This is a genomic window from Castellaniella hirudinis (assembly GCF_042651965.1).
Classification (GTDB): domain Bacteria; phylum Pseudomonadota; class Gammaproteobacteria; order Burkholderiales; family Burkholderiaceae_B; genus Castellaniella; species Castellaniella hirudinis.
Window position 1 is genome coordinate 238,785 of record NZ_JBHSDY010000002.1, and the last position, 26,510, is coordinate 265,294.

General features: G+C 66.9%; 22 protein-coding genes and 2 riboswitches. Of the genes, 8 read left to right on the forward strand and 14 right to left on the reverse strand.

Annotated features, from left to right (window positions below):
* Positions 1-48: 48 nt before the first annotated feature.
* Positions 49-1,098, reverse strand: a complete 1,050-nt coding sequence (gene purM / locus ACFO0J_RS03305) for a phosphoribosylformylglycinamidine cyclo-ligase (protein WP_376811630.1) — start codon at positions 1,096-1,098, stop codon at positions 49-51.
* A gap of 80 nt (positions 1,099-1,178) precedes the next feature.
* On the opposite strand from purM, the gene hda reads away from it, so the two are divergent.
* From hda to ACFO0J_RS03330, 5 genes are all read left to right on the forward strand, one after another.
* Entirely contained in the window at positions 1,179-1,880 is a 702-nt protein-coding gene (gene hda, locus ACFO0J_RS03310) for a DnaA regulatory inactivator Hda (RefSeq protein WP_376811631.1), read from the forward strand.
* Entirely contained in the window at positions 1,877-2,581 is a 705-nt protein-coding gene (locus ACFO0J_RS03315; RefSeq protein WP_376811632.1) for an HAD family hydrolase, read from the forward strand. The genes hda and ACFO0J_RS03315 overlap by 4 nt, the downstream gene beginning before the upstream one ends.
* 222 nt (positions 2,582-2,803) lie before the next feature.
* Positions 2,804-4,168 carry a polynucleotide adenylyltransferase PcnB gene (pcnB, locus tag ACFO0J_RS03320; RefSeq protein WP_376811991.1) on the forward strand — a complete coding sequence of 455 codons (1,365 nt, stop codon included), beginning with the start codon at positions 2,804-2,806 and terminating at the stop codon, positions 4,166-4,168.
* Positions 4,165-4,641: a 2-amino-4-hydroxy-6-hydroxymethyldihydropteridine diphosphokinase gene (locus tag ACFO0J_RS03325; RefSeq protein WP_376811633.1), complete on the forward strand. Its 477-nt coding sequence runs from the start codon at positions 4,165-4,167 to the stop codon at positions 4,639-4,641. The genes pcnB and ACFO0J_RS03325 overlap by 4 nt, the downstream gene beginning before the upstream one ends.
* Before the next feature lie 67 nt (positions 4,642-4,708).
* Positions 4,709-5,218, forward strand: coding sequence for a dihydrofolate reductase (locus ACFO0J_RS03330; RefSeq protein WP_376811634.1), 510 nt, complete (start codon positions 4,709-4,711; stop codon positions 5,216-5,218).
* Positions 5,219-5,234: 16 nt separating this feature from the next.
* Here the strand turns inward: ACFO0J_RS03330 and ACFO0J_RS03335 are convergent, their stop codons facing one another.
* The 12 genes from ACFO0J_RS03335 to apbC form a co-directional block, all read right to left on the reverse strand.
* Entirely contained in the window at positions 5,235-5,453 is a 219-nt protein-coding gene (locus ACFO0J_RS03335) for a tautomerase family protein (protein ID WP_376811635.1), read from the reverse strand.
* Positions 5,454-5,540: 87 nt separating this feature from the next.
* A complete protein-coding gene (locus tag ACFO0J_RS03340; protein WP_376811636.1) occupies positions 5,541-6,617 on the reverse strand; it encodes a PDDEXK nuclease domain-containing protein in 1,077 nt (358 codons plus the stop codon).
* 241 nt (positions 6,618-6,858) lie between these two features.
* Entirely contained in the window at positions 6,859-9,738 is a 2,880-nt protein-coding gene (gene gcvP / locus ACFO0J_RS03345) for an aminomethyl-transferring glycine dehydrogenase (protein WP_376811637.1), read from the reverse strand.
* 54 nt (positions 9,739-9,792) lie between these two features.
* Positions 9,793-10,164: a glycine cleavage system protein GcvH gene (gene gcvH, locus ACFO0J_RS03350; RefSeq protein WP_376811638.1), complete on the reverse strand. Its 372-nt coding sequence runs from the start codon at positions 10,162-10,164 to the stop codon at positions 9,793-9,795.
* Between the two features lie 62 nt (positions 10,165-10,226).
* On the reverse strand, positions 10,227-11,309 hold the full coding sequence (gene gcvT / locus ACFO0J_RS03355; RefSeq protein WP_376811639.1) for a glycine cleavage system aminomethyltransferase GcvT: 1,083 nt from the start codon (positions 11,307-11,309) through the stop codon (positions 10,227-10,229).
* Between the two features lie 42 nt (positions 11,310-11,351).
* Positions 11,352-11,456, reverse strand: a riboswitch (glycine riboswitch).
* A gap of 12 nt (positions 11,457-11,468) precedes the next feature.
* Positions 11,469-11,564, reverse strand: a riboswitch (glycine riboswitch).
* A 107-nt stretch (positions 11,565-11,671) separates the two neighbouring features.
* Entirely contained in the window at positions 11,672-12,856 is a 1,185-nt protein-coding gene (locus ACFO0J_RS03360; protein ID WP_376811640.1) for a CaiB/BaiF CoA transferase family protein, read from the reverse strand.
* Positions 12,857-12,878: 22 nt separating this feature from the next.
* Positions 12,879-14,225: a BaiN/RdsA family NAD(P)/FAD-dependent oxidoreductase gene (locus ACFO0J_RS03365; protein ID WP_376811641.1), complete on the reverse strand. Its 1,347-nt coding sequence runs from the start codon at positions 14,223-14,225 to the stop codon at positions 12,879-12,881.
* Between the two features lie 61 nt (positions 14,226-14,286).
* Positions 14,287-16,551 carry an Orn/Lys/Arg family decarboxylase gene (locus ACFO0J_RS03370; RefSeq protein WP_376811642.1) on the reverse strand — a complete coding sequence of 755 codons (2,265 nt, stop codon included), beginning with the start codon at positions 16,549-16,551 and terminating at the stop codon, positions 14,287-14,289.
* A gap of 15 nt (positions 16,552-16,566) precedes the next feature.
* The gene (gene dcd, locus ACFO0J_RS03375) at positions 16,567-17,130 is read right to left on the reverse strand and encodes a dCTP deaminase (RefSeq protein WP_376811643.1); all 564 of its coding nucleotides are present in this window, start codon (positions 17,128-17,130) and stop codon (positions 16,567-16,569) included.
* An 80-nt stretch (positions 17,131-17,210) separates the two neighbouring features.
* Entirely contained in the window at positions 17,211-20,807 is a 3,597-nt protein-coding gene (locus tag ACFO0J_RS03380; protein WP_376811644.1) for a translocation/assembly module TamB domain-containing protein, read from the reverse strand.
* A complete protein-coding gene (locus ACFO0J_RS03385) occupies positions 20,804-22,660 on the reverse strand; it encodes an autotransporter assembly complex protein TamA (protein WP_376811645.1) in 1,857 nt (618 codons plus the stop codon). The genes ACFO0J_RS03380 and ACFO0J_RS03385 overlap by 4 nt, the downstream gene beginning before the upstream one ends.
* Positions 22,661-22,734: 74 nt before the next feature.
* A complete protein-coding gene (gene apbC, locus ACFO0J_RS03390) occupies positions 22,735-23,820 on the reverse strand; it encodes an iron-sulfur cluster carrier protein ApbC (protein WP_376811646.1) in 1,086 nt (361 codons plus the stop codon).
* A 183-nt stretch (positions 23,821-24,003) separates the two neighbouring features.
* Between apbC and ACFO0J_RS03395 the strand changes: the two genes are divergently transcribed.
* Complete coding sequence (locus ACFO0J_RS03395) at positions 24,004-24,273, forward strand: hypothetical protein (protein WP_376811647.1); 270 nt, start codon at positions 24,004-24,006, stop codon at positions 24,271-24,273.
* 174 nt (positions 24,274-24,447) lie between these two features.
* Here ACFO0J_RS03395 and ACFO0J_RS03400 read toward each other — a convergent pair whose 3' ends face one another.
* The gene (locus tag ACFO0J_RS03400) at positions 24,448-24,585 is read right to left on the reverse strand and encodes a hypothetical protein (RefSeq protein WP_376811648.1); all 138 of its coding nucleotides are present in this window, start codon (positions 24,583-24,585) and stop codon (positions 24,448-24,450) included.
* A gap of 313 nt (positions 24,586-24,898) precedes the next feature.
* On the opposite strand from ACFO0J_RS03400, the gene ACFO0J_RS03405 reads away from it, so the two are divergent.
* Together ACFO0J_RS03405 and ACFO0J_RS03410 are read left to right on the forward strand one after the other, a co-directional pair.
* The gene (locus ACFO0J_RS03405) at positions 24,899-25,768 is read left to right on the forward strand and encodes an Nmad3 family putative nucleotide modification protein (protein WP_376811649.1); all 870 of its coding nucleotides are present in this window, start codon (positions 24,899-24,901) and stop codon (positions 25,766-25,768) included.
* Positions 25,768-26,475, forward strand: a complete 708-nt coding sequence (locus ACFO0J_RS03410; RefSeq protein WP_376811650.1) for a hypothetical protein — start codon at positions 25,768-25,770, stop codon at positions 26,473-26,475. Before ACFO0J_RS03405 ends, ACFO0J_RS03410 begins: the two co-directional genes overlap by 1 nt.
* Positions 26,476-26,510: the final 35 nt, after the last annotated feature.

A 26,510-nucleotide genomic window follows, 5' to 3' on the forward strand; every position in this document is an offset into this window, starting at 1 on the left:
CAGTGCAGTAAACGGCGGTGCAGATGACCGCCGTCCAGCGACGTCCTGTCAATCGACGATCGTCTGCGCGCCGCCTTCGGCGCGGGGCTTGATTTCACCCAGCGTGTAGACGGTTTCGCCCTGGGCGCGCAGGGTGGCGGCGACAGCGTCGGCCTGGGCCGGGTCCACCACCAGCACCATGCCGATGCCGCAGTTGAAGACGCGCGCCATTTCCTGGTCGGCCACGCCGCCCTGGGCCTGCAGCCACTGGAACAGGGCCGGCCATTGCCAGGCGTCGCGGTGCAGGTGGGCGCACAGGTCGGCCTTGAGGATGCGCGGCACGTTTTCCAGCAGGCCGCCGCCGGTGATGTGGGCCAATCCCTTGATCCCCGCGCCGTGGGCCGCCAGCGCAGCCAGCACGGACTTGACGTAGATGCGGGTGGGTTCCATGACCACGTCGCCCAGGGGGCGGCCGCCCAGGTCCTGGTCGGGACGCGCGCCAGCATGCTGCAGGATCTTGCGCACCAGGGAATAGCCGTTAGAATGCGCGCCGCTGGAAGCCAGGCCCAGCACCGTGTCGCCGGCCCGGATACCCGCGCCGTCGATGATCGCGGATTTTTCGACCGCGCCGACCGCGAAACCCGCCAGGTCGTATTCGCCGTCCGGGTACATGCCCGGCATTTCGGCCGTCTCGCCGCCGATCAGGGCGCAGCCGGCCAGTTCGCAGCCGCGCGCGATGCCGCCCACGACGCTGGCCGCCGTGTCCACGGACAGCTTGCCGCAGGCGAAGTAATCCAGGAAGTACAGGGGCTCGGCGCCCTGGACCAGGATATCGTTGACGCTCATGGCGACCAGATCGATGCCGACGGTGTCATGGCGCTGCCATTCGAAGGCCAGGCGCAGCTTGGTGCCCACGCCGTCGGTGCCGGACACCAGCACCGGTTCGCGCAGGTGGCGCGGAATCTCGAACAGGGCGCCGAAGCCGCCGATCCCCGCCATCACGCCGGGGCGCATGGTGCGGGCGGCCAGGGGCTTGATACGGTCGACCAGCGCGTCGCCGGCATCGATATCGACCCCGGCATCGCGGTAGGTCATGGAGGGAGAGGTGCCTTGTGTCATGAGAAAAACCGCCGAATGTGCAAGAATTGCAGGTTTGGATGCCTGAAAACCTCTGATTTTACGATGAAGTGCCATTGTGTATGACACAGCAACTGTTGCTCGACATTCTGCCCGGCACGATGCCGTCGCTGGACGGTTTCGTGGCCGGCGCGAATCAGGCCGCGCTGGGGGCCGTGCGGGGGCTTGAGCCCGGCCGCGCCGTGTACCTGTGGGGCGGCGTCGGCTCGGGACGCAGCCACCTGCTGCGCGCCCGCGCGCAGGGCGAAGGCTGCCATTACCTGGACGCGCGCGCCCCGGCGCAACGGCTGCACGCCCTGGCCACCGACGAAGACCAGACCCTGTCCCTGGTGGCGGTGGACGACGTCGCCGACCTGAACCCCGCCGCCCAGGCGGCGCTGTTCGCCCTGTTCAACCGCTGGCGCACCGCCGCCGGCACGCCGGGCGCCTTCGCCCTGCTGACGGCGGGCGACCGCGCGCCCCTGACCATGCCGCTGCGCGAGGATCTGCGCACGCGCCTGGGCTGGGATCTGGTCTATCGCCTGGAGCAATTGTCCGACGAGGATCGCGCCCAGGCCTTGCGCGACCGCGCCCAGCAACGCGGGCTGCAGTTGTCCGACGAAGTGCTGCACTGGATCCTGACCCGCTGCGACCGCGACATGGAACGCCTGACGGCGCTGATCGACAGCCTGGACCAGTATTCCCTGGCCCGCCACCGCCCCATCACCCTGCCCCTGCTGAAAGACCTGCTGGCCGACGCGCCGGCCACCCCGAGGAACCCATGACTGCGCCGACCCACCTGGCCCTGTTCGACCTGGACCACACCCTGCTGCCCTTCGACAGCGACTATCAATGGGCCGAATTCCTGGCCCGCACCGGCCGCGCCGGCGATCCGGAAGCCGCCCGCCGCCGCAACGACGACCTGATGCGCCGCTACAACGAGGGCACGCTGTCCGCCGAAGAAGCCGCCGACTTCATGCTGGGCCTGCTGCGCCTGGGCCGGCCCGACGAACTCGACCGCTGGCACCTGGACTACATGGCCGAGGTCGTCGAACCGGGCATCCTGCCCGCCGCACGCGCGCTGGTGGCGGAACACCAGGATCGCGGCGGACTGTGCGCCATCGTCACGGCGACCAACGCCTTCGTCACCTCCCCCATCGCCCGGGCGCTGGGCTTCGACCACCTGATCGCCACCCTCCCGCAGCGCGACGCGCAGGGCGGCTACACCGGCCGTATCGAGGGTACGCCCAGCTTCAAGGCGGGCAAGGTGCTGCGTGTGCGCCAGTGGCTCCAGGACCTGGGGCTGCAGTTGGAAGACTTCGACGAATCCTGGTTCTACAGCGATTCCATGAACGATCTGCCCCTGCTGGAAGCCGTGACCCATCCAGTGGCCACCAATCCCAGCCCGGCGCTGCGCGAAACCGCCGCCGGCCGGGGCTGGCGCGTCCTGGATCTGTTCGGCGATCTGCAAGACGCGAAATCCTGACACAAAAAGCCCCCACGCTGCGCAGGCTACGCCCGCTTGCATCCACCTCGCGGCCTGCATGCCGCTCGGATTCGCCAGGCGCAGGCCAGTCCGCAGGGGCTGCCCTGCGTCCCGGCTCATCCCCCCGAGGGGGCGCGTTTTACCTTGGGGCGGCCCGGCGGTAACCCCCCCCACGCTGCGCCGGCGAGGACATGGGTGCAACAAAGCCTTAAAATACGCGCCATGCTCAAGCAGACCATCAAGAATTTCGTCTCGCGCCTGTTCGCGACCCCGCCCAGCGGCCCGGTGCGCCTGTCGCGCGACACGCACGGCATCGACCGGCGCCTGGTGTCGCGCCATGCCATCAAAGTCTGCGAAGTCCTGAACCAGCACGGCTTCGACGCCTACATCGTCGGCGGCGCGGTGCGCGACCTGATCGTCGGCCTGGAACCCAAGGACTTCGACGTCGCCACCAACGCCACGCCCAATCAGGTGCGGCCGCTGTTCCGGCGCGCCCGCATCATCGGCCGGCGCTTCCAGCTGGTGCACGTGGTGTTCGGCCAGGAAATCATCGAGACCTCGACCTTCCGCGCGCCGTCTTCCGGCAACCAGAAGACCGACGAGCACGGCCGCATCCTGAGCGACAACGAATTCGGCACCCACGAAGAAGACGCCGCGCGGCGCGACTTCACCATCAACGCCCTGTACTACGATCCCCTGAAGGAAGAAGTCATCGACTTCCACCAGGGCGTGGCGGACCTGAAGAACCGCGTGGTGCGGATGATCGGCGACCCGGAAACGCGCTACCGCGAAGACCCGGTGCGGATGCTGCGGGCGCTGCGCTTCCAGGCGAAACTGGGCGCGCGCATCGACCCGGCCACCGACGCCCCGATCAGCCGGCTGGCGGCGCTCATCGAACACGTCCCGGCCTCGCGCCTGTTCGACGAAACGCTCAAGCTGCTGACCTGCGGCCACGCCATGGACTGCCTGCGCGAACTGCGCCGCTCGGGCCTGACGAAAAGCCTGATCCCGCTGATCGACCGCATCTTCGAAGAAGACGGCGGCGAAGCCTTTGTCGAAATCGCCCTGTCGCGCACCGACGCGCGGGTGCGCGCGGGCAAACCCATCAGCCCCAGCTTCCTGTTCGCCGCCCTGCTGTGGCGGCTGGTGCAAAAACGCTGGACCGCCCTGGTCGCCCAGGGGATGCAGCGCAACGAGGCCCTGATCAACGCCGCCGATTCGGTGATCGAGGCCCAGATGGACAAGCTCGCCATCCAGCGCCGCCACCAGGCCGACATGCGCGAGATCTGGCTGATGCAGGCCCGCTTCGAGCGCGCCACAGTGCGCTCGATCTGGCGCATGATGGAACAGCCGCGCTTCCGCGCCTCCGTGGACTTCCTGCAATTGCGGGCCGAGGCCCGTGAGGTCGACAGCGTCCTGGCCCAATGGTGGATGGACCTGTCCGACAGCAGCGACGATCGCCGTTCGCAGATGATCGACACCTGGCAAGCCGGCCACGCAGGCGCCCGCCGCGCCGGTTCCGGCACACGCAAGCGCCGCCGCCGTCGCAGTCCCTCTGCAGACGCCGGCGCCCAGCCCGCGGAATGACCGCCTCGGCCTATATCGGCCTGGGCGCCAATCTGGGCGAAGCCGCCGCCACGGTGCAACGGGCCGCGGCTGAACTGGCCGCCGTGCCGGGCGTATCCGACCTGCAGCTTTCGTCCCTGTACGGCACCGCGCCGGTGGATTCCTCCGGCCCGGACTACGTCAACGCCGTGGCCCGCCTGGACACGACGCTGCCGCCGCTGGCGCTGCTGGCGGCGCTGCAGGCCATCGAACAGCGCCACGGCCGGGAACGCCCCTACCGCAATGCCCCGCGCACCCTGGACCTGGACCTGCTGCTGTACGGCGACCAGACCATCGCCCTGCCCGAACTGACCGTCCCTCACCCGCGCATGCACGAACGCGCCTTCGTCCTGCGGCCGCTGATGGACCTGGCGCCCGGTCTGGTGCTGGCCCAGGGTGGCCTGGCCGATCTGCTCGAGCAATGCGCGGACCAGGCCGTCCGGCGCCTGGATTGAGGCCGCGCCGGGCCGCAGGCGTGCGTGGTTTACACTGGCGCGCATGTTTCCCCGGAGAGCACCTGCCATGCCGTCCCATCCCCTCCTGCGCCTGATCGTCGCCTACACCGACGCCCGCGTCATCGGCCGCGACGGCGGCATGCCCTGGCATCTGCCAGCCGATCTGGCGCACTTCAAGCGCAGCACGCTGGGCCATCCCATCATCATGGGGCGCAAGACCTGGCTGTCCCTGGGACGCCCCCTGCCCGGCCGGCGCAATCTGGTGCTGAGCCGCGATCCGGCCTTTGCCGCATCCGGCGCCGAATGCTACGACACCCTGGACGCCGCCCTGACCGGTTGCGCGCAGGCCGATCTCGTCTGCGTCATCGGCGGCGAGCAGATCTTCCGCCTGGCCCTGCCGCTGGCCGACGAACTGATCGCCACGGAAATCCACGCCGACCTGGAAGGCGACACCTGGTTTCCCGAACTGCCCGCCGGACACTGGCAGGAAGCCGAACGCCTGCCGCAGCCGCCCGAAAACAGCCTGGCCTACGATTTCGTCACGTACCGGCGCGTGCCGGGAACGAAAGCCGCCTGAACGCGGCGGCGAGCCTTCAACCGCCCGACGACGCCTTGGCGCGCGCCCGGATCACCGTCACCGGTTCACCCGCGATCCCCCAGTTGTCGGTATCGACTTCGTCAATGACCACAAACGTGGTCTTGGGGTTCTTGCCCAGCACGTCCACCAGCAACTGAGTGGCCCCCTCGATCAGACGGGTCTTCTGTTCGGCGGTGACGCCTTCGCGGGTGATCTTGATGTTGACGTAAGGCATGGGGCCGGTCTCTGTGGTGAATTGAAAAGGGGTGGTATCGAGCCATACACGCGGATCGCGCAAGGCCCGGACCTATCGCATGGTAGGTTAGCGCGTTTCTGAGTCAATATCTTTCTTCCGCTGCTCAATTCGCACACGCGCCCGCTCGGTCGCCTGCTGCAACCGTTTACCCATCACTGCACGAGGCGGCAAGGTCGTCAGATACTCGGCAACGTGGATACCTGATTTGTCCAGCTCCAGCAATTCGATCTGCTCGCGTTTCTTGCCAGTGCAAAGGATGATCCCCAACGGCGAAGCTTCTTCGGGCTCGCGTTCGTGCTTGTCCAGCCAACGCAGATAAAGCTCCATCTGCCCTTTGTAGGCCGCCTTGAACTCGCCAATTTTCAACTCCACCGCCACCAGTCGCCGCAGCTTTCGGTTGTAGAACAACAGATCAAGGTGGAAATCCTCGTCGTCGATCTGAATACGCTTTTGCCGTGCAACGAAGGAAAACCCCGCGCCCAACTCCAGCAGGAAAGCTTCCATTTCGCGGATGATGGCCGCCTCAAGGTCGGTTTCCTGCCAGCTATCCCGCAGGCCCAAGAAATCGAGGATGTACGGATCGCGCATCACCAGTACCGGCGTCATGCGCTGTGCGTCGCGCAGGGTCGCCAGCTCCTGCGCTATGGTCGCTTCCGGCTTTTGGGACAGCGCCGTGCGCTCGTACAGCATCGAGTCGATGCGCTCACGCAGCGTCCGCACACTCCAGCGTTCGGCGCTCGCCATCTGTGCATAGTAGTCCCGCTGGAGTGGTTCCTTGAGCGCCAGCAGCATGACGAAATGGGACCAGCTCAATTGTCGCGACAGTGTCGCGACAATTGGCTCCTCCGGGAAAGTAATGGCGAACTTGACCATCCGGCGCAGGTTCTTCTCTCCAAATCCACGTCCATAGTCCAGGGAAAGTTGCGTAGCCAGGGTCGGCAGGATTTCTTCGCCGTACCCGGCACGCTGCCCCGCCAACACTTCCGTATGGATCCGGTGCCCGATGCGCCAGAACAGCAGGGTCAGTTCCGCATTGATCATCGAGACGGCACGTTGCCGTGAGGCCTCGATCAGTGTCCGGATGTCGCTCAGCAGCGCCGACGACGCTACTGGTGACGTCATGGATTCCTTGCGCTTGCTCATACCTGTACCCCCAGTGCTCGTACGCTCGTGTTTGCGATCTGACCAACCAAATCATCCCAAACATGAACTTACTGCACGAACCCAGATGCGGTGTTGTGGGGTGAGACAAAACAGTCTCCAGGCCGCATGCTCGCTTACTGCCAGCCCAATAAAAAAACCCGGCGGTCCGCGCAATACGGAACTCGCCGGGTGGGGGAATGCGATCGGCCCGGGCCTGTGAAGGCCGGGCCGGGGACAGCGGTCAGGCCGTGACGGGCTCGGAGGTGTAGGCCTCGATCGGCGGGCAGGCGCAACTGAGGTTGCGGTCGCCCCAGGCGTTGTCTACACGCGCGACGGGCGGCCAGTACTTGCGCGCCGCCATGCCGGGCAGCGGGAAGGCGGCCTGTTCACGGGAGTACGGGTGCGTCCAGTCCTGCACCAGCAGCGTGGCCGCCGGGTGCGGGGCGTTGACCAGCACATTGTCGTCAACCGGCTGCTCGCCGCGTTCGACGGCGGCGATTTCCTGGCGGATGGCGATCATCGCGTCCACGAAGCGGTCCAGTTCCTCCAGGCCTTCGGACTCGGTCGGTTCGACCATCAGCGTGCCGGCCACCGGGAAGCTCATGGTGGGGGCATGGAAACCGTAGTCCATCAGGCGCTTGGCGATGTCCTCGGCGCCGATGCCGCTGCTGTCCTTGATCGGGCGGATGTCCAGGATGCACTCGTGCGCCACCCGGCCGTTGGCCCCTGCGTACAGGATCGGGTAGTGCGGCGCCAGGCGCGTGGCCAGGTAGTTGGCGTTCAGGATCGCCACCTGGGTCGCACGACGCAGGCCTTCGGCCCCCATCATCATGATATACAGGGTCGAGATCGGCAGGATGCTGGCCGAACCGAAGGGTGCGGCCGACACCGGGCCGGACTGGCCCGCCGGCAGACGGCCGTCCTCGCCCACGACACCGGGCAGGAACGGCGCCAGGTGCGCGCGCACGGCCACCGGGCCGACGCCCGGACCGCCGCCGCCGTGCGGGATGCAGAAGGTCTTGTGCAGGTTCAGGTGCGACACGTCGGAACCGAAGCGGCCCGGCTGGGCGACACCCACCATGGCATTCATGTTGGCGCCGTCCAGGTAGACCTGGCCGCCGGCTTCGTGGATCAGGTCGCAGATTTCCGTGACCGTGGTCTCGAACACGCCGTGCGTGGACGGGTAGGTGATCATCAGCGCGGCCAGGCGATCGCCGACCTGGGCGATTTTCGCGCGCAGATCCGTCATGTCGATGTTGCCGTTGTCGTCCGACGCCACGACCACCACGTCCATGCCCGCCAGATTGGCCGAGGCCGGATTGGTGCCGTGCGCCGAGGCCGGGATCAGGCAGATGTTGCGCTGGTGCTCGCCGTTGGCCTGATGATAGCCACGGATCGCCAGCAGACCGGCGAATTCGCCCTGGGCCCCGGAATTGGGCTGCAGGCTGACGCGGTCGTAGCCGGTGATTTCGCACAGCGCGGCGCACAGGCGCTCGATCATTTCCTGGTAGCCCTGCGCCTGACCGGCCGGGGCGAAGGGGTGCATATGGCCGAATTCGGGCCAGGTCACCGGGATCATTTCCGCCGTCGCGTTGAGCTTCATGGTGCAGGAGCCCAGCGGGATCATGGTGCGATCCAGCGCCAGATCCTTGTCGGCCAGCATGCGCAGGTAGCGCAGCATGTCGGTTTCGGACTTGACGCGCGAGAAGGCCGGGTGCGTCAGGATGGCGCCCTGGCGGCGCAGGGCCGCCGGGATGCCGTCGGTCTCGGCCGAGAAATCGGGCACGACACGCGCCACGCCCAGGCCGGTCGCCAAGGCGCCGACCAGGGTCTCGATGTCCTGAGCGCTGACGGTCTCGTCCAGCGACAGGGCGACGTGCGTATCGTCCACGCGGCGCAGGTTCATGCCGCCGTCCACCGCCGCATCCAGCACCGCCTGGGTGCGGGCGCCGGTTTCCAGGTGCAGGGTGTCGAAGAAGGTGTCGTTGACGACCTTGACGCCCATGGCGCGCAGCGCGCCGGCCAGTTGACCGGTGTGACCGGCCACGCGGCGGGCGATGCGGGCGATGCCCTGGGGACCGTGCCACACCGCATACATGGCGGCCATCACGGCCAGCAGCACCTGCGCGGTGCAGATGTTGGAGGTGGCCTTTTCACGGCGGATGTGCTGTTCGCGGGTCTGCAGCGCCAGACGCAGGGCCTGTTCGCCGCGCGCGTCCTGGGACACGCCCACCAGGCGGCCCGGCAGGTTGCGCTTGTAGGCGTCCTTGCAGGCCATGAAACCGGCGTGCGGGCCGCCGTAGCCCATGGGCACGCCAAAGCGCTGGGCCGAGCCCACCGCGATGTCGGCGCCCCATTCACCCGGCGGCGTCAGCAGCGCCAGGGCCAGCAGGTCCGTGGCCACGGCGACGATGGCGCCGGCGGCATGGGCCTTTTCGGTCAGGGCGCGGTAATCCGCCACGCCGCCCAGGCTGTGCGGATACTGCAGCAGCACGCCGTAGCAGTCCGGCAGGCCGTCGGCTTCGTCGCCCACCACCAGTTCGATCCCCAGGCCGGCCGCGCGCGTGCGCAGGACTTCGAGGGTCTGGGGATGGATATGGGACGACACGAAGAAGCGGTCGGACTTGGCGCGCGAAACGCGGCGCGCCAGCGTCATGGCCTCGGCGGCCGCCGTGGCTTCGTCCAGCAGCGACGAGTTGGCGATGTCCAGCCCCGTGAGATCGGCAATCATGGTCTGGTAGATCAGCAGGGCTTCGAGGCGGCCCTGGGAGATCTCCGGCTGGTACGGCGTGTAGGCCGTGTACCAGGCGGGATTTTCCAGAATGTTGCGCAGGATCACGTGCGGCACATAGGTGCCGTAGTAACCCTGGCCGATGTAGCTGCGCAGGACCTGATTGCGGCCGGCGACGGCCTTCAGGTCCGCCAGCGCCTCGACCTCGCTCAAGGGACCGGGCAGGTCCAGATACGGGGCTTCGGACAGGATGTTTTCCGGCACGACCTCGCCGATCAGGGCGTCCAGGCTGGTGGTGCCGATGGCCGCCAGCATGGCGCGCTGGTCGGCTTCGGACGGCCCGATGTGGCGGGCGATGAATTCGGAATGCGTGGCGGAATCGCGCGGCATGGAGATCTCCGGGGTGAAACCGAGTGAATCAGAAAATGAAGGGCGCGACGGGGATCAGGCCTGGGCCTCGTAGGCGGCGGCGTCCATCAGGGCGTCGGCGTCGGCGGCGTTGTCGGGCTTGATCTTGAAGATCCACTGCTCATAGGCGGCTTCGTTGATCAGCGCGGGCTGGTCATTCAGGGCCTCGTTGAAGGCGACGATCTCGCCGGCCACCGGCGCGTAGATGTCGGAAGCGGCCTTGACGGATTCGACCACGGCGGCGGTGTCGCCGGCAGCCAGATGCGCGCCGACCTGGACGTCGCCGACGAAGACCAGGTCACCGAGTTGATCCTGAGCGTCGTCGGTGATGCCGACCAGGAAGCAATCGCCGTCAGCCTTGACCCATTCGTGGGAGGCCGTGTATTTGCGGTCGTTGGGAATGGACATGATGTACCCCGTTGTCAGTGATGGAGAATGGAATGGAAGAAAAAAGTGCGATCAGATTTCGATCAGACCAGGGCCTGGCCGTTGCGCACGAACGGCGGGCGCACGATTTCGGCGGGCAGCCACTTGCCGCGGATTTCGACCTCGGCTCGGTCGCCCGGCGCAGAACCGGCCGGCACGCGGGCCAGGGCAATCGAAAAGCCCAGCGTGGGCGCCATGGTGCCGCTGGTGAGTTCGCCTTCGCCTTGGGCGGTGCGGATCTTCATGTGACCGCGCATGATGCCCCGGTCGAGCAGCTTCAGGCCGACCAGTTCGCGGGCCTTCGAGGCGGCCTGCAAGGCGGCGCGGCCGATGAAGTCGCGGGACTCGTCTTTCATCGAAACAGTCCAGGCCAGGCCGGATTCCAGGGGGTGGACGGTCTCGTCCATGTCCTGTCCGTACAGATTCATGCCGGCTTCCAGGCGCAGCGTGTCGCGCGCGCCCAGGCCGCAGGGGCGCACGCCGGCTTGCGCCAGGGCGTCCCAGAAGGCCTTGACGGCAGTGGCGGACAGGACGATCTCGAAGCCGTCCTCGCCGGTATAGCCGGTACGCGCCACCAGGGTGTTTTCATCGATCAGGGTGCCGGTGAAAGGCTTGAGGTCCTGGGTGGCGGGCTTCCAGTCGGGATGCACGGACCAGACGGCCTCGCGGGCGGCGGGGCCCTGCACGGCCACCATGGCCAGGTCACGCCGGGCGGCGACGGTCACGCCGAAATCGGCGGCCTGTTCGCGCATCCAGGCGAGGTCCTTGTCCGCCGTGCCGGCGTTGACGACCACGCGCCAGCGCTCCGGGGCGAAGAAATAGACGATCAGGTCGTCGATCACCCCGCCGTCGGGACGCAGCATGCAGGAATAGATGGCCTTGCCGGGCTGGCCGGCGATGCGCGACACGTCATTGGCCAGCAGATGGCGCAGGTAGTCCTGGGCGCGTTCGCCGGTGACGTCCACGTTGAGCATGTGGGACACGTCGAACATGCCGGCCGCTTTGCGCACGGCGTGGTGCTCTTCGAGCTGGGACCCGTAGGCCAGGGGCATGTCCCAGCCGCCGAAGTCGACGATCTTGGCGCCCAGGGCGACGTGGGTTTCGTACAGGGGGGTTTGCGCGGGCATGAAAACTCCGGACGAGAAAAAAGGGCGGCAAGGCAATGCCGGCAACGCCCTTCTGTCCTTTTGCCTGAGAGTTGCCCCAAACCGCAGGGGGTTCACCTTCGGCGCCCGCCCCCGGTCAGGGGAACGGATCTCTCCAGAATGCTGCGATGCGATGACGGCATCATGCGGATGGTACGGGGTGCCTGAGCGATTCTGGGCGAATTGCGCCTTCGGCGGCCGCCCGATGGACAGGCGGCGCTCTCCCACCCGCATCGGGTGACAGCAAGGAGGAAGCATACTCTGAAACCGGGGGATTCAACAATCGCCCCGACACCTTGGAAAACCCTGTGGAGTCCGGGCGACACTGCGCCCCGGAAAGGCGGTTAAGCGAAGCCCTGTTCCCGCCAGCGTGCCCGCGTGTCCGCGTCCACGCCCAGCCGCTCCAGCACGGCATCGGTGTGTTCGCCCAGCGCCGGCGCCGGCCGGTCGATGCCGCCCGGGGTGGCGGACAGTTTGGGCACGATGCCGGGCACCTGGCAAGGCGTGCCGTCGGGCAGCGGCTGGTCCAGGATCATGTCGCGGGCGCGGTAGTGCGGGTCGGCGGCGATGTCGGCAATGTCGTAGATGCGCCCGGCGGGGATGCGCGCAGTGTTCAGGATCTCCAGCACTTCGTCCTGGGTGCGGGACGCCGCCCAGTCGCCGATGGCGCCGTCGATGACGGCCACCCGGGCCACGCGCCCGGCGTTGTGCGCCAGGGCCGGATCGTCGCCCAGGTCCATCCGGCCGATGGCCTGCATCAGGCGGCGGAAGATGCTGTCGCCGTTGCCGGCGATCAGCACGTAGCCGTCGCGGCAGGCGTAGGCGTTGCTGGGGGCGATGCCCGGCAGGCTGCTGCCGGCCGGCTGGCGGACCTCGCCGAACACGGCGTATTCGGGCAGCAGGCTCTCCATCATGTTGAAGACCGATTCATACAGCGCCACGTCGATCATCTGGCCCGTGCCGTCGCGGTCGCGGGCGCGCAGCGCCAGCAGCACGCCGATGACGCCGTGCAGGGCCGACAGGGAATCGCCGATGGACACGCCCACGCGCACCGGCGTGCGGCCCGGTTCGCCGCTGAGATGCCGCAGGCCGCCCATGGCCTCGGCGACCACGCCGAAGCCGGGCCGGTCGCGGTAAGGGCCGGTCTGGCCGTAGCCCGAGACACGCAGCATGATCAGGCGCGGGTTAATCGCGTGCAGTTCGTCCCAGCCCAGGCCCCAGGATTCCAGGGTGCCGGGCTTGAAATTCTCGACCACCACGTCGCATTCGGCCGCCAGGCGGCGCACCACATCCTGGATTTCCGGCTGGCGCAGGTCCAGGGTCACGGACTGTTTGTTGCGCGACTGCACCTGCCACCAGACCGAGGTGCCCTCGTGCAACAGGCGCCAGTTGCGCAAGGGATCGCCCTGCCCCGGCGGCTCGATCTTGATGACCTCGGCGCCGAATTCACCCAGCATCTTGGCGGCGAACGGTCCGGCGATGAGCTGGCCCATTTCCAGCACCCGGATGCCGTGCAGGGGTTTGTGCATGTCCGTCCTCCGATGACGATGGCTATGTCACGGACGATTCTAGCGCCCGCCCGCAGGCCGCGCCCGAGGCCCAGGCCCACTGGAAGTTGTAGCCGCCCAGCCAGCCGGTGACGTCCACCGCCTCGCCCACCACGTGCAGGCCCGGGCAGCGGCGCGATTCCAGGCTGCGCTGGTCCAGTTCGTCGGTGTCCACGCCGCCGCTCATGACCTCGGCTTTTTTGTAGCCGGCGGTGCCCGTGGGCCACAGCGTCCAGCCGTGGATGCGTTCGGCCAAGGCGCGCAGGCGGCGGTCGGGCGCGTCGGCCAGCCGCAGGCCGGCCAGGCCGGACAGGTCCTGCGCGTCCATCGGCGCCAAGGCCGCGTCCCCTGCCCCGCCATCGGTCGGATGGCCCGCGGCCTCCAGCCAGGTCTCGGCCAGCCGCCGGGGCCAGGATTGGGCCAGCGCGGCGGCCACGGTCTGGCGGCCGCCCGACTTGGCCGCCACCAGGGCGTCCCCCATGTCCAGGCCGGGCGACAGGTCGATGCGGATCGGGTCGCCCGGACGCCAATGGCTGGAAATCTGCAGGATGCCCGGCCCCGACAGGCCGCGATGGGTGAACAGCAGGTCTTCGAGGAATTCGGCGCGGGGCGGGCGGCGGGACCGCTTTGCCCGGCCCGAGGACGCGGCCGAACCCGCGCCGGGCGTACTGCCTTGCGGTGCAGCGTCCTCGTGCGACAGACGCACCTCCAGGGACACCCCGGCCAGGGCCGCGTAGGGCCGCCACTGGTCCGCGTCAAACATCAGCGGCACCAGCGCCGGGCGCGGCTCGATGATGCGCAAGCCGAATTGGCGTGCGATCCGCAGGCTGAAATCGGTGGCGCCCAGTTGCGGAATCGCCAGACCGCCGGTGGCCAGCACCAGCCGCGCGGCCCGGATCGGCCCCGCGTCCGTATCCAGGCGGAAGCCGTCCGTTTCCCGCGCCACGGCCTGGACCGTGCAGGGCATGCGCCACTGCACCCCGCCCGCGTCGCATTCGCGGCGCAGTACCTGGATGATGGACTCGCTGGAGTCGTCGCAGAACAACTGGCCCCGGTGCTTTTCATGCCAGGACACGCCATGTGCGCGCAGCAGGTCCAGGAAGTCGCCCGGCCCGTAGGCCCGCAGGGCGGAACGGCAGAAATCGGGATTGCGCGACAGGAATTGCGCCGGGGAGGCGCCCAGGTTGGTGAAATTGCAGCGCCCGCCCCCGGAAATGCGGATCTTTTCCGCCAGCCGTTCGGCGTGGTCGATCAGCACCACCCGCAGGCCGCGCTGGGCCGCCACGGCGGCGGTCATCATGCCGGCGGCGCCGGCCCCGATGACGGCGACATCGAAAGGGGCGCGGCTCATGCGGCCGCCCCGGCTGTCACCGCACCGACCGCCGGCGCGTCAAATCCGGTACGCACAGGAATCAGGCGCCTTCGCGGATGCAGTCCACGTAGTAATGCCGCTTGCCCTGCTCGTCAGTCTCGTAGGCCAGCCCGTGCACGTCGGTCTCGAAGCCCGGGAACTGCTGATTGAATTCCTGGGTGAACTTCAGGTAATCGACGATGTCGCGGTTGAAGCGCTCGCCCGGAATCAGCAGGGGGATGCCCGGCGGATAGGGGGTCAGCAGCACGCCGGTGACGCGGCCTTCCAGTTGGTCGACCGGCACGCGCTCGACCTCGCGGTGGGCCATGCGCGCATAGGCGTCGGCCGGCCGCATGGCCGGCACCATGTCGCTGAGATACACGCGCGTGGTCAGGCGCGCGAAATCGTAGTGGCGATAGGCCTCGTGGATTTCCTGGCACAGGTCGCGCAGCCCCATGCGTTCGTAGCGCTTGTGCGAGCGGCTGAATTCCGGCAGCACCCGCCACAGAGGCTGGTTGCGGTCGTAGTCGTCCTTGAACTGCTGCAGGGCGGTCAGCAGCGTGTTCCAACGGCCCTTGGTGATGCCGATGGTGAACAGGATGAAGAAGGAATACAGGCCGGTCTTTTCCACCACCACGCCATGCTCGACCAGGTAGCGCGAGACCAGCGCCGCCGGGATGCCGGAATCGGCAAAAGTGCCCGAGATGTCCAGCCCCGGCGTCACCACCGTGGCCTTGATCGGGTCGAGCATATTGAAGCCTTCGGCCAGATCGCCGAAGCCGTGCCACTCGTCGCCCGAGCCCAGCACCCAGTCTTCGCGGTTGCCGATGCCTTCGGCCACCAGGCGGTTGGGCCCCCAGACCTTGAACCACCAGTCGTTCTTGCCGAATTCGGACTCGACCTTGCGCATGGCGCGGCGGAAATCCAGGGCCTCGCGGATGGATTCCTCGACCAGCGCCGTGCCGCCCGGGGGTTCCATCATGGCCGCCGCCACGTCGCAGGACGCAATGATGGCGTACTGCGGCGAGGTCGAGGTGTGCATCAGGAACGCCTCGTTGAACAGATTGCGGTCCAGCTTGCGGTCCTCGGAATCCTGGACGACGATCTGCGACGCCTGCGACAGGCCCGCCAGCAGCTTGTGCGTGGAGTGCGTCGCATAGATCATCGTGTCCTTGCTGCGCGGCCGGTTCGGGCCGATGGCGTGCATGTCCTCGTAGAACTCGTGGAAGGCCGCATGCGGCAGCCAGGCCTCGTCGAAATGCAGGGTGTCGATTTCCGAGCCGAGCTTTTCCTTGATCATCTCGACGTTGTAGATCACGCCGTCGTAGGTGCTCTGGGTCAGCGTCAGGATGCGCGGGCGCTTGTTGGCGGCCTCGCGGGCGAAGGGATTGGCCTCGATCTTCTTGCGGATGTTCTCGGGGTCGAATTCTTCCAGAGGGATCGGGCCGATGATGCCCAGGTGGTTGCGCGTGGGGCGCAGGAACACCGGGATGGCGCCGGTCATGGTGATGGCGTGCAGAATCGACTTGTGGCAGTTGCGGTCCACCACCACCACGTCGCCCGCCGCCACGTTGGCGTGCCAGACGATCTTGTTGGACGTGGACGTGCCGTTGGTGACGAAATAGCAGTGGTCGGCGTGGAAGATGCGCGCCGCATTGCGTTCGGATTCGGCCACCGGGCCGGTGTGGTCCAGCAACTGGCCCAGTTCGTCCACCGCGTTGCAGACGTCGGCGCGCAGCATGTTCTCGCCGAAGAACTGGTGGAACATCTGGCCCACGGGGCTTTTCAGGAAGGCGACCCCGCCCGAGTGGCCGGGGCAGTGCCAGGAATAGGAGCCGTCCGAGGCGTATTCCAGCAGTTCGCGGAAGAACGGCGGCGGCAGGCTGTCCAGGTAGGCGCGGGCCTCGCGGATGATGTGGCGCGCGACGAATTCCGGCGTGTCCTCGAACATGTGGATGAAGCCGTGCAGTTCGCGCAGGATGTCGTTGGGGATGTGCTGCGAAGTGCGCGTTTCCCCGTACAGGTAGATGGGGATGTCCTCGTTGCGGAACCGCAGTTCGCCGATGAAGGCGCGCAGGTTCTTGATCGCGTTGGCGACGTCTTCGGGGGAATCCTCGTCGAATTCCTCGTCGTCGATCGACAGAATGAAGGCGCTGGCGCGGCTTTGCTGCTGCGCGAACGAGCTGAGGTCGCCGTAACTGGTGACCCCCAGGACCTCGACGCCCTCGGCCTCGATGGCCGACGCCAGGGCGCGGATACCGAAGCCCGAGGCATTCTCGGAGCGATAGTCTTCGTCGATGATGACGATGGGAAAACGAAATTTCATGTCAGCAAGCGACCGCTAGGTGCGCGGCAGGGTGACCCCCTGCTGGCCCTGATATTTGCCGCCTCGGTCGGCGTACGAGGTCTCGCAGACCTCGTCGCTTTCGAAGAACAGCATCTGGGCGCAGCCCTCGCCCGCGTAGATCTTCGCCGGCAGGGGGGTGGTGTTGGAAAATTCCAGCGTCACGTGGCCTTCCCATTCGGGTTCCAGCGGCGTGACGTTGACGATGATGCCGCAGCGGGCATAGGTGCTTTTGCCCAGGCACACGGTCAGGATCGTGCGCGGAATGCGGAAATATTCGACCGTGCGGGCCAGGGCGAAGGAATTGGGCGGAATGATGCACACGTCGCCCTTGAAGTCCACGAACGACTTTTCATCGAAGGCCTTGGGGTCGACGATGGTGGAGTTGATGTTCGTGAAGATCTTGAATTCGTCGGCGCAGCGCACGTCGTAGCCATAGCTGCTGGTGCCGTAGCTGACGATCCGCTGGCCGTTGACCGAGCGCACCTGGCCGGGTTCGAAAGGTTCGATCATGCCGGCCTGCGCAGCGCGCTGGATCCAGCGGTCGTTTTTGATGCTCATGGACGCCCTCTGCTCAAAGTTGCGGTATTTTAAGGCACATCCACGGCGTGCGGCGCGCGCGGGCCGTGCCAGGTCCACGCTTAATCCATCGAGAACCAGCGATAGACCAGCGCCAGGCCGCTGACGGTGCCCGTGGTGACCTCAGCCTGCAGGCCGCGCATCAGCCGATAGCTGAGCCGCGCCACCGTGCCGGTCTGCGCCATCGCCTGCTCCATGCTCAGCCGCAGGTCGTCGGTCAGGCGCTTGCCGGCCAGGACGAAACGCTGCTCGATGGGGCTGGCGCCCGCGTCCAGGCCGCTGACCACGTTCTCGACCGGCAGAATGCTGCCGGTGCTGCCCAGTTCGCCCGATCGCATGCTCAGTTCGTCCAGGCCAAAGCGTTTATAGAACGGCTCGCCGCCCGACAGGAAAGAACTGCCGACCGAGAAGAGCAGCGACATGTCCGCGCCGCCCTGGTCCGGGCCGTGGCCCAGCAGCAGCCAGGACAGTTTTTCGGTTTCGCTGACCTCGGGGATCGACATCAGGTCGATGCGCGGACGCCGGGCGGTGCCGGCCACCCGGACGCCGGCCTGGACCGCCACGTCGGTGCGCAGAGCCTGGATGTCGAGCACGGGATTGGCCACGTCGCCCTGAAAGGTGATGGTGCCGCGCCGCAACTGCAGGTGCTGGCCGTAGGTATTGATCGCGCCGCCCCGGGTCCGCAACTGGCCCAGCGCCGTGAGCTTGCCGGCTTTCATGTGCAGGTCCATGCTGCCGATCAGCCCCGAATCCAGGCCGAAGCCGGTCAGGTAGAAACGCGGCCCCAGATCGACCGTCAGGTCGGCCCGCAGGTCCATCGGCGGCGATTCGGGCGGCGCCGCGTCCTTGGCCCCCGGTTTCAGGATCACCACGTCGCCGTCCAGGGACGGGATGGCGTTGAGCATGTCCAGGTCGAACCAGCCGGCGTCGGCCGTGATCTTTCCGCCCAGCTGGATTTCAGGCAGGGTCGCCTCGATCTGGAGGTCGCCGCTGATCATGGCGTAGCGGTCGGACCGCTGCAGGATCGGATAGCGCCGGAAGGCGATGTTCACCCGGCCCTGACTTTCGAGCAGATCCCAGTCGCCCGACAGATCCAGGGCGCCGTTCTGGGCGTCGGGATTTTCCGCAACCCAGGTGGCGGTCCGCCACTCCTTGGGGGCCACCCGGCGCACCGCCGGGAAGCGCAGGTGCTCCAGCAGCACCTGCGTCCCGTCGAAACGGGCCTGCAGGGTGCCGTCCAGCAGCCGCACGCCCTGGTCGGCGATCAGCAGGCGCAGCCCGTCGCCGCGCACCGGACCGGACAGTGTCCAGCGGCCGTTGGGCAGGCTGCGGCCCTGCACGTCGGCCTGCAAGGTCCCGCCGACTTCCATCTCGCCGCCCAGCAGCAGGTTCAGCCAGGCCAGGTCCTGGGACTCGGCCTCGAAACGCAGATGCTGCTCGTCCTGCTGCCGCAGCGCCAGCCCCCCGCCCGGGGTGGCATGGATCGGCGTATCGGCCCGCAGGCGCATGCGGCCCATTTTGCGGGTGCTGACCTGGAGGTCGGCATCGGCGCGGCTCAGGCCCTCGCCGATGCGCCGGATGACGATGTCCAGGCGGGCGTCCTGCAGGCCCAGCTGAATGGGCACGTCGCCGGGCACGATCAGATCGCCGCTGCGGCGGATCAGATGCAGTTCGCCGGCCAGGGCGCCGTCGAATTTCAGGTTCCAGTCCAGGCTGGCGTCCAGGCGGCTGCGGCGCGCCTGTTCGGACAGCTCGGTGCGCACCCCGCCCGGCTGCGTACCGCCCTGGCCCAGCCAGGCCTGCAGCCGGGTGATGCGATCCGGGGTGAGGGTCAGGGGATCGATCGCGCCGCGCGTTTCCCAATGGCCGGGGCCGCCGGCCGAGGCCTGGTGGCGCAGGCTGAGCAGGGATTCGCCGTCCAGCGCCAGCCCGAGGACCGCCTGGCCGACCTGCCAGCCGCCTTCGGCGTCGAGCGCCAGCGGCACCGCCGCCCGGCTGTCCAGGACCAGGCCGGCATGCTCGGCCCGCAGCGTGCCGATCTGGCCGCGCCAGCCCTGCGCCTGCGTCCAGCCGCCGCCAAAAGCCAGGTCCAGGCTCATGGGCGCCTGGCCGGGCACGCCGGCGCGGGCGTCCGGCGGGGTGTAACGGGCCTTCAAGCGCCCCCGGTGATCGGTCAAGGGGCCGGCCACGTCGAAATCCAGGTCCGCGCCGCCCGGCAGGCCGGGCCACAGCGCCGCCAGGGCCGGCAGCCTGGCCTGCAAGGTCAGCTTGCTTGTCTGTGCCGATGCATCCCCTGCGGCGCGGATGCGATCCGGTCCGAGCGCCAGATCGGCATCCAGGCCTGCCGCCTGAATCCCCAGCACATCCACCGGACCCGCCGCATTCGCGTCGAACAGCACGCCGCCCACGCGCGACAGGCGATCCAGCCGGATCTTGCCCGACAAGGGCTGGCCGTTCCAGCGATTGGGGCCGTCGAACGCCAGGCTCAGCCCCAGGTCATGCAGCCGCTGCCCGGCATCCAGGCGGGCGCGCAGCTCGCCTTGCAGATTGAGCAGCGACGGCCCCAGGTCCGATGGCAGCCAGGGATCCGGGCGCAAATCGCGCACCGCCCACCGGGCCTGGATCGACCTCAGGCCGTCCGCATCCGGCGCTTCGGGGGTGACCGCGAGCGTCACCCGGGTGTCGCCCGGCAGGCTCACCTCCACCTGCGCCGCGCCCAGCGGGAAGGACTGGCCGGGCTGGATGTCGGCCGAGGCCTGCAAGCTCATGCCCTCGCCCTGCCCGCTGGCCTGCAGATGCAGGGCCTGCAAGGTCCCGGCCAGGCGCAGGTCCAGATCGACGCGGCAGGTTTCTTCGGCGGGATCGTTGATTTGCTGGCTGCCGGTTTGCTTGCCGTTGGTTTGCTTGCCGTCCGCTTTGGCGCTTCCGGCTTTATCGCCATGGGCCGCCGCACCGCCGGCCGCCAGCAAGCGCCGCAGGCAGACCGGCGATTGCGCGCTGCGATCCTGGGCGGAACCATGCAGATTGAGCTCGAAGGGCCAGGGCGCCGCCAATCCGCGCAAGGCCAGGTTGCCGTCCAGCTTCAGCAGCGTGTTCTCGTGCGCGGCCTGCAACTGGTCCAGCGTCACGGTCGCCGTGTCGGCGTCCAGCGTCAGGGCGGTCGAGACGGACAACAGATCGACGGGCAGCGGCTCGCCATCGATGCGCAGGCCCAGCCCCCCCAGCGCCAGCCGGTCCACCCGCAGGCCCAGCGGCAGCGCCGGCATCCGGAAAGGTTCGGCGGAGGCATCGGGCGCGTCGGCAGCCGGCGTGGTGCGCACGTCCACGTCCACACGCACGGCCGACAGGTCGTTGATGTGCAGGCGGCGATCCAGCAGTTCCGGCCAGAGCGCCTTGAGATGCAGCCCGACCACGCGCACGTCCACGTCGGGCAGCGCGATCGACAGGCCCTCGACGTACAAGCCGTTCACCAGCGTGCCGCGCACGCCGTAGGCCTCGCCGCCCAGTTGACTGGCCGCCGTACGCAACAGCCAGCGGGTGCCGGTGGCGCTGGACACGCACCAGGCGGCGAAACCGATGGCCAGCAGCAGCGCCAGCACGATAGGCGGCAGCCCCCAGAGTCCAAAGGCCCGCAGGCCGCGCCCGATACGCCCCTTCAAAACGCGATCCCCAGGGAGAATTGCAGCCGCAGGCGGCGGTCTTTCTGCGCCCAGGCCAGGTCGACATAGAACGGCCCGGCCGGCGTGCGCACCGCCAGGCCGGCCCCATAGCCCAGATGCCAGTCGAACTGGCCGAAGGATTCGGCCGCGTCCCCCGCGTCGATGAACAGATTGGCGCCCAGCACGTCGGCGAAATAGTGCGTGTATTCGATGCTGGCCACGCCCAGCACGGGCGCGCCGATGATGGCATCGCCGCGTTCCAGCCCGATGCTCTGATACCGGTAGCCGCGGATGCTGCGCGACCCGCCGGTGCGCCAGGAAAAATCCTGGGGCAGACGATTGGTGTGCGACCAGACCTTGCCGATTTCGCCGCGCACGGTCAGCACGTCGCGCTCGCCGATCGGCCACCACTGCTGGGCGCGCAGACTGCTGCGGTAGAACTCCTTGCCATCGTCCAGGGTGGTGCCCACGCCCAGGCCGAACTCGACCAGATTGCCTTCACGGGGGTCGTATTTGGAATCCACGTCACGGCGCAGCCACTGCCAGGTGGCCGCCCAACTGGGGACCTCATAGCGCGAATAGCCGGAAATACGGGTCTTGTCGTAGGCGACCAGCCCGCCCCAGCGCACCTCGTATTCGACGCGGCTGCTGCCGGCCGCCTTGCGCGTCTGGCTGCGTTTCCAGCCCAGGCCGGTGCGGCTGGTCTCCAGGCCCTCGATGTCCGAATGTTCGTACAGCACGCCGAAACTGTCTTGATTGCCGTCCATGCTTGGCGGCAAATGCACGTCGAAAAAGGCGCGCTGCCGGTTCTTGTCCACCCCGGCGCCGGTCTCGATCCAGACCGGCAGGCCATAGACCACGTTCTGGCGGTACAGCCCCTCGACCCGCACGCCGTGGTCGCTGTCCACGCCCAGCGAGCCGCTGGCGTAACGGGCGGGGCCTTCGGTCACCTGGACGCGCACGGGCAGCGTGACGGGATCGGTGCCTGTGGGCCGTACGGGTTCCGGCGCTGCGGCGGGCGCGGCCGCGCCTTTTTGCGCGTCCTTTTGCGAGCCCGGCGGCGTGTCGTCCGCGCCCTGCATCGGCGCCGTGCCATCGTTCAGGGTGACGAAGGCGCCGCGAAAAAAGGTGGTGGACTGCAGGGCCTGCTGCCAGTCCTCCAGGCGCGTCTGGTCGTAGGCCTCGCCCGGATCGTAATTCACATAGCGCCGGATCAGGGATTCGGGCACCCGCTTCAGGCCGACGATCTGGAGCTCGCCCAGCCGCACCGGCGGCCCGCTGTCGAGTTCGACGTCCAGGTCGGCCTTGGCCGCCTCGGGATCGACCGCCGCCCGGGTGTGCGCGTAGCGCGCATAGTAAAAATCCTGGCGCGAGGCTTCGTCCAGCAGTTCGGTCTTGGCCCGGCTCCAGTCGTCGTTGATGAAGGGCATGCCCTGCTTCAGCAACCAGTCGTCCCGCAAGGCCTGGCGGCGGGATGCGTAGGCATCCCCGGCCAGCGCGCCGTCAAAGCGCAGCCCGAGCTGGCGCACCCGGGCGCGTTCGCCGACATCGATCGTGATGTCCCAGAATTCACCGCCGTTCGCCGCGCCCGGCGTGACGTCCAGCGTCACGGTCGCGCCGAAATAACCCTGGGTCTGCAAAGCGGCCTGGGCGGCTTCCCAGGCGCGCCGCCGCAGGCGCGAGACCTCGCGCACGTCCTGATCCTCGGTCAGACGCGTGATGGCGCCGACCGCATTGGTAATGGCCTGTAACACCTTGGGCGGCGCACCGCCCGGATCGATGATGACTTCCGGCGGCGCCGCCAGCGCGGGGGCGCAGGCGGCGATCCCCAGGCCGAGCAACGCCCGTCGCATCCCGGGGAGGCGCCGGCCGGACCCGCCCGGCCGATGCTCCCTCCTGACGAATCTGGTCAGCGCCCCCTGAAGCATCAGCTCGTGCGCGCCACGACCCGGGGCCGCGAACCGGAATCGTCCAGCGGCTGTCCGGCCACGTGGATGGCCAACTGGCGGGCGATCTCCTGGTAGCGGCGCGCGGCCTCGCCGTCGGGCGAAGCGACGACGCTGGGCCGGCCGGAGTCGGTTTCCTGGCGGATGTCGAGCTGCAGCGGCAAGGCGCCCAGCCAAGGCAGGTGATAGGTCGACGCCAACTGACGGCCGCCGTCCTGGCCGAAGATCGGCTCGGCATGCCCGCAGTTGGAGCACACATGAACGGACATGTTTTCGACGATCCCCAACACCGGGACATCCACCTTCTGGAACATGATCAGGCCCTTGCGGGCATCGGCCAGGGCCAGGTCCTGGGGGGTGGTGACGATGACCGCCCCCGTGAGCGGAACCTTTTGGGCCATGGTGAGGGCAATATCGCCCGTTCCCGGAGGCATGTCCACGATCAGATAATCCAGATCGTTCCAATTCGTAAGCGACAGCAACTGCGTCAGCGCCTGCGTGACCATGGGGCCGCGCCAGATCGCCGGTCCGTCGTCGTCCATCAGAAAACCGATGGAATTGGCCTGCAAGCCGTGGCCCATCATGGGCTCCATGCTCTTGCCGTCCGCGCTTTTCGGCTTGCCCGACAGGCCCAGCATGATGGGCACGCTGGGGCCGTAGATGTCGGCGTCCAGCAGGCCGACGCGCGCGCCCTGGCTGTGCAGCGCCAGCGCCAGATTGACGGCTGTGGTGCTCTTGCCGACCCCGCCCTTGCCCGAGGCCACGGCGATGATGTTGCGGACATTGTCCAGGGGGCGCAGCCCGCGCTGCACCGCGTGCGCGGCGATCCTGGCCTGGAAGGCCAGCTTGCCCAAGCGCGCACCGCCCGCGTCCAACGCGGTCCGGATGGCGGCCCCCAGGGCCTGCTCGCCATTGAACAAGGGATAGCCCAGGGTTACAGTGATATCAAAGGCATCGCCCGCAGCGACGATCTGCAGATCGGGCTCGGTCACCGCCAGCGTTTTCCGGGTATCGGGGTTGATGACCCTGGACAGGATCGCGCGGATGTCCTGTATCGTGGTAGCCATAGCAATTCGGGTGAAAACAGTCGAAACCAGAAGCATAGCGGATTCCCCTGGAAATCCGCCGATTGACCCCAATATGGATAGGCATGGAGTATCTTCCGGAACCGGCCGGATGCTGCGCCCGCCCGTCCGGCGCCCGCTCGTGCCTCACGCGCAACTTTTTCCGGCCACAGGAGTCCAAGCCTTATGAACCTGATCCAACAAATCCTGCGCGCCATCCTGTTCCTGGTCCTGGCCTTCTTCGGCCTGGTGATGGCGTTTGTCTTCATGGCCTCGACCGCCCTGGCGATCGGCGTGCTGTACATCGTCGCCCGGCTGAAGGGCCGGCCTTTTGGAGTGAAAGCGTATTGGGCGGAGCGCCGTCGTCCGACCATGCCGCCTGGCGCCTGGTCCCGGACGGCTCAACCGGCACGGGAGCGGGACGTGACGGATATTGAGATGCGGGAGATTCCGTGATCGACGGGTGTCTCTCTTTTAGACGCTTTGGCTGCGTTAGCTGCTTACGCCACTGAGGCGACCGCTACCGTCCACTGAAACGGCCCCTGCAGAAGCAATCTGCAGGGGCCGTTCGTTTAATCCGAGCTTGGGGCGGTGCTGCTCAAACGCGCCCGCAAGCAAGACGACAGAATGTTACTTGTCGGAGCCTTGCTCTTTCTTGTCTTGCTGATTTTCGCTGGATTCGGAGTCTTGATCGGATATCTTTGGGGCCGCCCAGTTCAGCGGCGGCGCGACGATATCTTTCCAGGCAACACGTTTAGGTGCGGTCATGGTTTTCTCCCAAAGCAACGTGGCAGCACACTGTGTGCCGCCACTATTGCTGTATAAAATATCAGTATTTTTGGGTTATGTCAAATTGGAGAGCGGATTGGGGAGATTACCAGGAGCTCATTTCATCATGCACGATGGCTGCTATCGGCCAGGAGGGGTCATTCAAAGAAAAAGAGTTGCACCGCTAGAACGGCTATATCGATTCCAAAAGCGGACAGACGAGTACGCCGGACATCCGGCATACTGCAATGGTCCCGGACTGCTGATGCCCGTTCGGTGGAGGTTTCCATTTCTCTTTATCTTCTGATTGACGATGAAAATTTGCTTTTCCCGGAAAGGCTTCGATTCGCAATACGGGCGGATTGCTAGTCCGATTCTTCCTGATGGCCGTCTAGTGCCTCTCCCGATCCCGGCCGCACATGACGATCTCACGATGAAAGACATCAAACTGACCAGCGTGGACATAGACGTGGACGGCCTGCTCCATGACCTGTCGGGCGGCCGCTTGTCTATGGAGACCCACATACATCTGGATCCCGATCTTTCTCGGGCATCAGACCAGCGACTGCCTGGGTGGCGGCCGGCGCTCGGTCAGACCGGTGCGGCGCACGGACATCTAGCCCGTCAAAAATTCGGTGCGGGAGACGTATTCCTATTCTTCGGGTGGTTCCGAAAAGTCGAACGAGTCGGTGGTCGCTGGCGATATGCGGCTTCAGCGCCGAACCTTCACGTAATGTTTGGCTGGCTCGAAGTCGCAGAAGTGCTTCCCATTGTGACTCAACGCGAAGATTGCCTGAGGCGGCATCCGTGGATTGCGGCCCATCCTCACGTGGCAAAACCCGACCATTACGACAGCGATTTGAACAATTTGTATGTCGCCGGTACAGCTTCAAGATATGTAAATCGTGCCTCGTTCGGTGCGGGGCAGTTCCCGTATTTCAAGGATGCTCTTCGTCTTACGGCAGCCGGAGGCTCACGGACGCTGTGGCGCCTACCGGGTTGGTTCCTGCCTGACAGCACTCGGCCTCCGCTGTCATACCACCCTGCGGGTTCACGATGGGGGCATGATGACCAAGGCGTGCTGTTGCGCTCCGCCGCAAAAGGGCAGGAGTTTGTGCTCGACGCCGACCATTATCCCGAGGCAGAGCCCTGGTTAAGGAACCTGCTGGAGGAAGCTATCTGATGCTCTACTTCGTCTATCTACGTCGACCCTCTGGCGATAGCGATCTGCGCCGAGATCCGTTCTGGGAGTTTGGCAGCTTCGGGCAGACCGGCTGTCATCGAACTAACCTGATGCACCCCACCAGCAGTCCGCTGACGATTGGCGATAGGCTCGTCTTTTTGCAGGGGGGCAGTAGCGAAATACGTGTTGTAGGGCTGACGCCACCGATTGCGGTCAAGCGCGGCCAGAAACCGCTCAACGTGACGTGGGACCGGGCCTATAGGCCGTTACCTTATGCGATGGCGCCGGTGCTCATGGACAACAGTGGGTATACGGACTTTCCAGCTGTCGCGCGCATTCTCGAAAATACCAATCGAACCACCAATTGTGCGAAAGTGGCGAGTCGCCTTCGTAGCCGCAGCTCCCCAGTCAATTGGGACCTGCAGGAGCAACTGCTGAAGTGGTTCTCTCAAGACTCGCTACCAACGATCTCTCACTACCTGGAGGCGATAGATATGGTCGAGTCGAAATGGGTACAGAACGGTCTTGCTGCCGGATGGGCCTCCCCACAGGAAAGGGCACTTCGATTTGCTGAAGCAAGTGGTGTCTATTCAGACTTCATCGAGAGCGACGAACAAGCACTTCCTACCGCAAGAATCGGCGCTACCCGAAATAGTTGCGAGTTGGCAGATCCACAACGCAAAAAATTGCGAACTCGGTGCAGGTGAGCAGTTCCGGCGCAGTATCCGAGCCTGGCTACGGC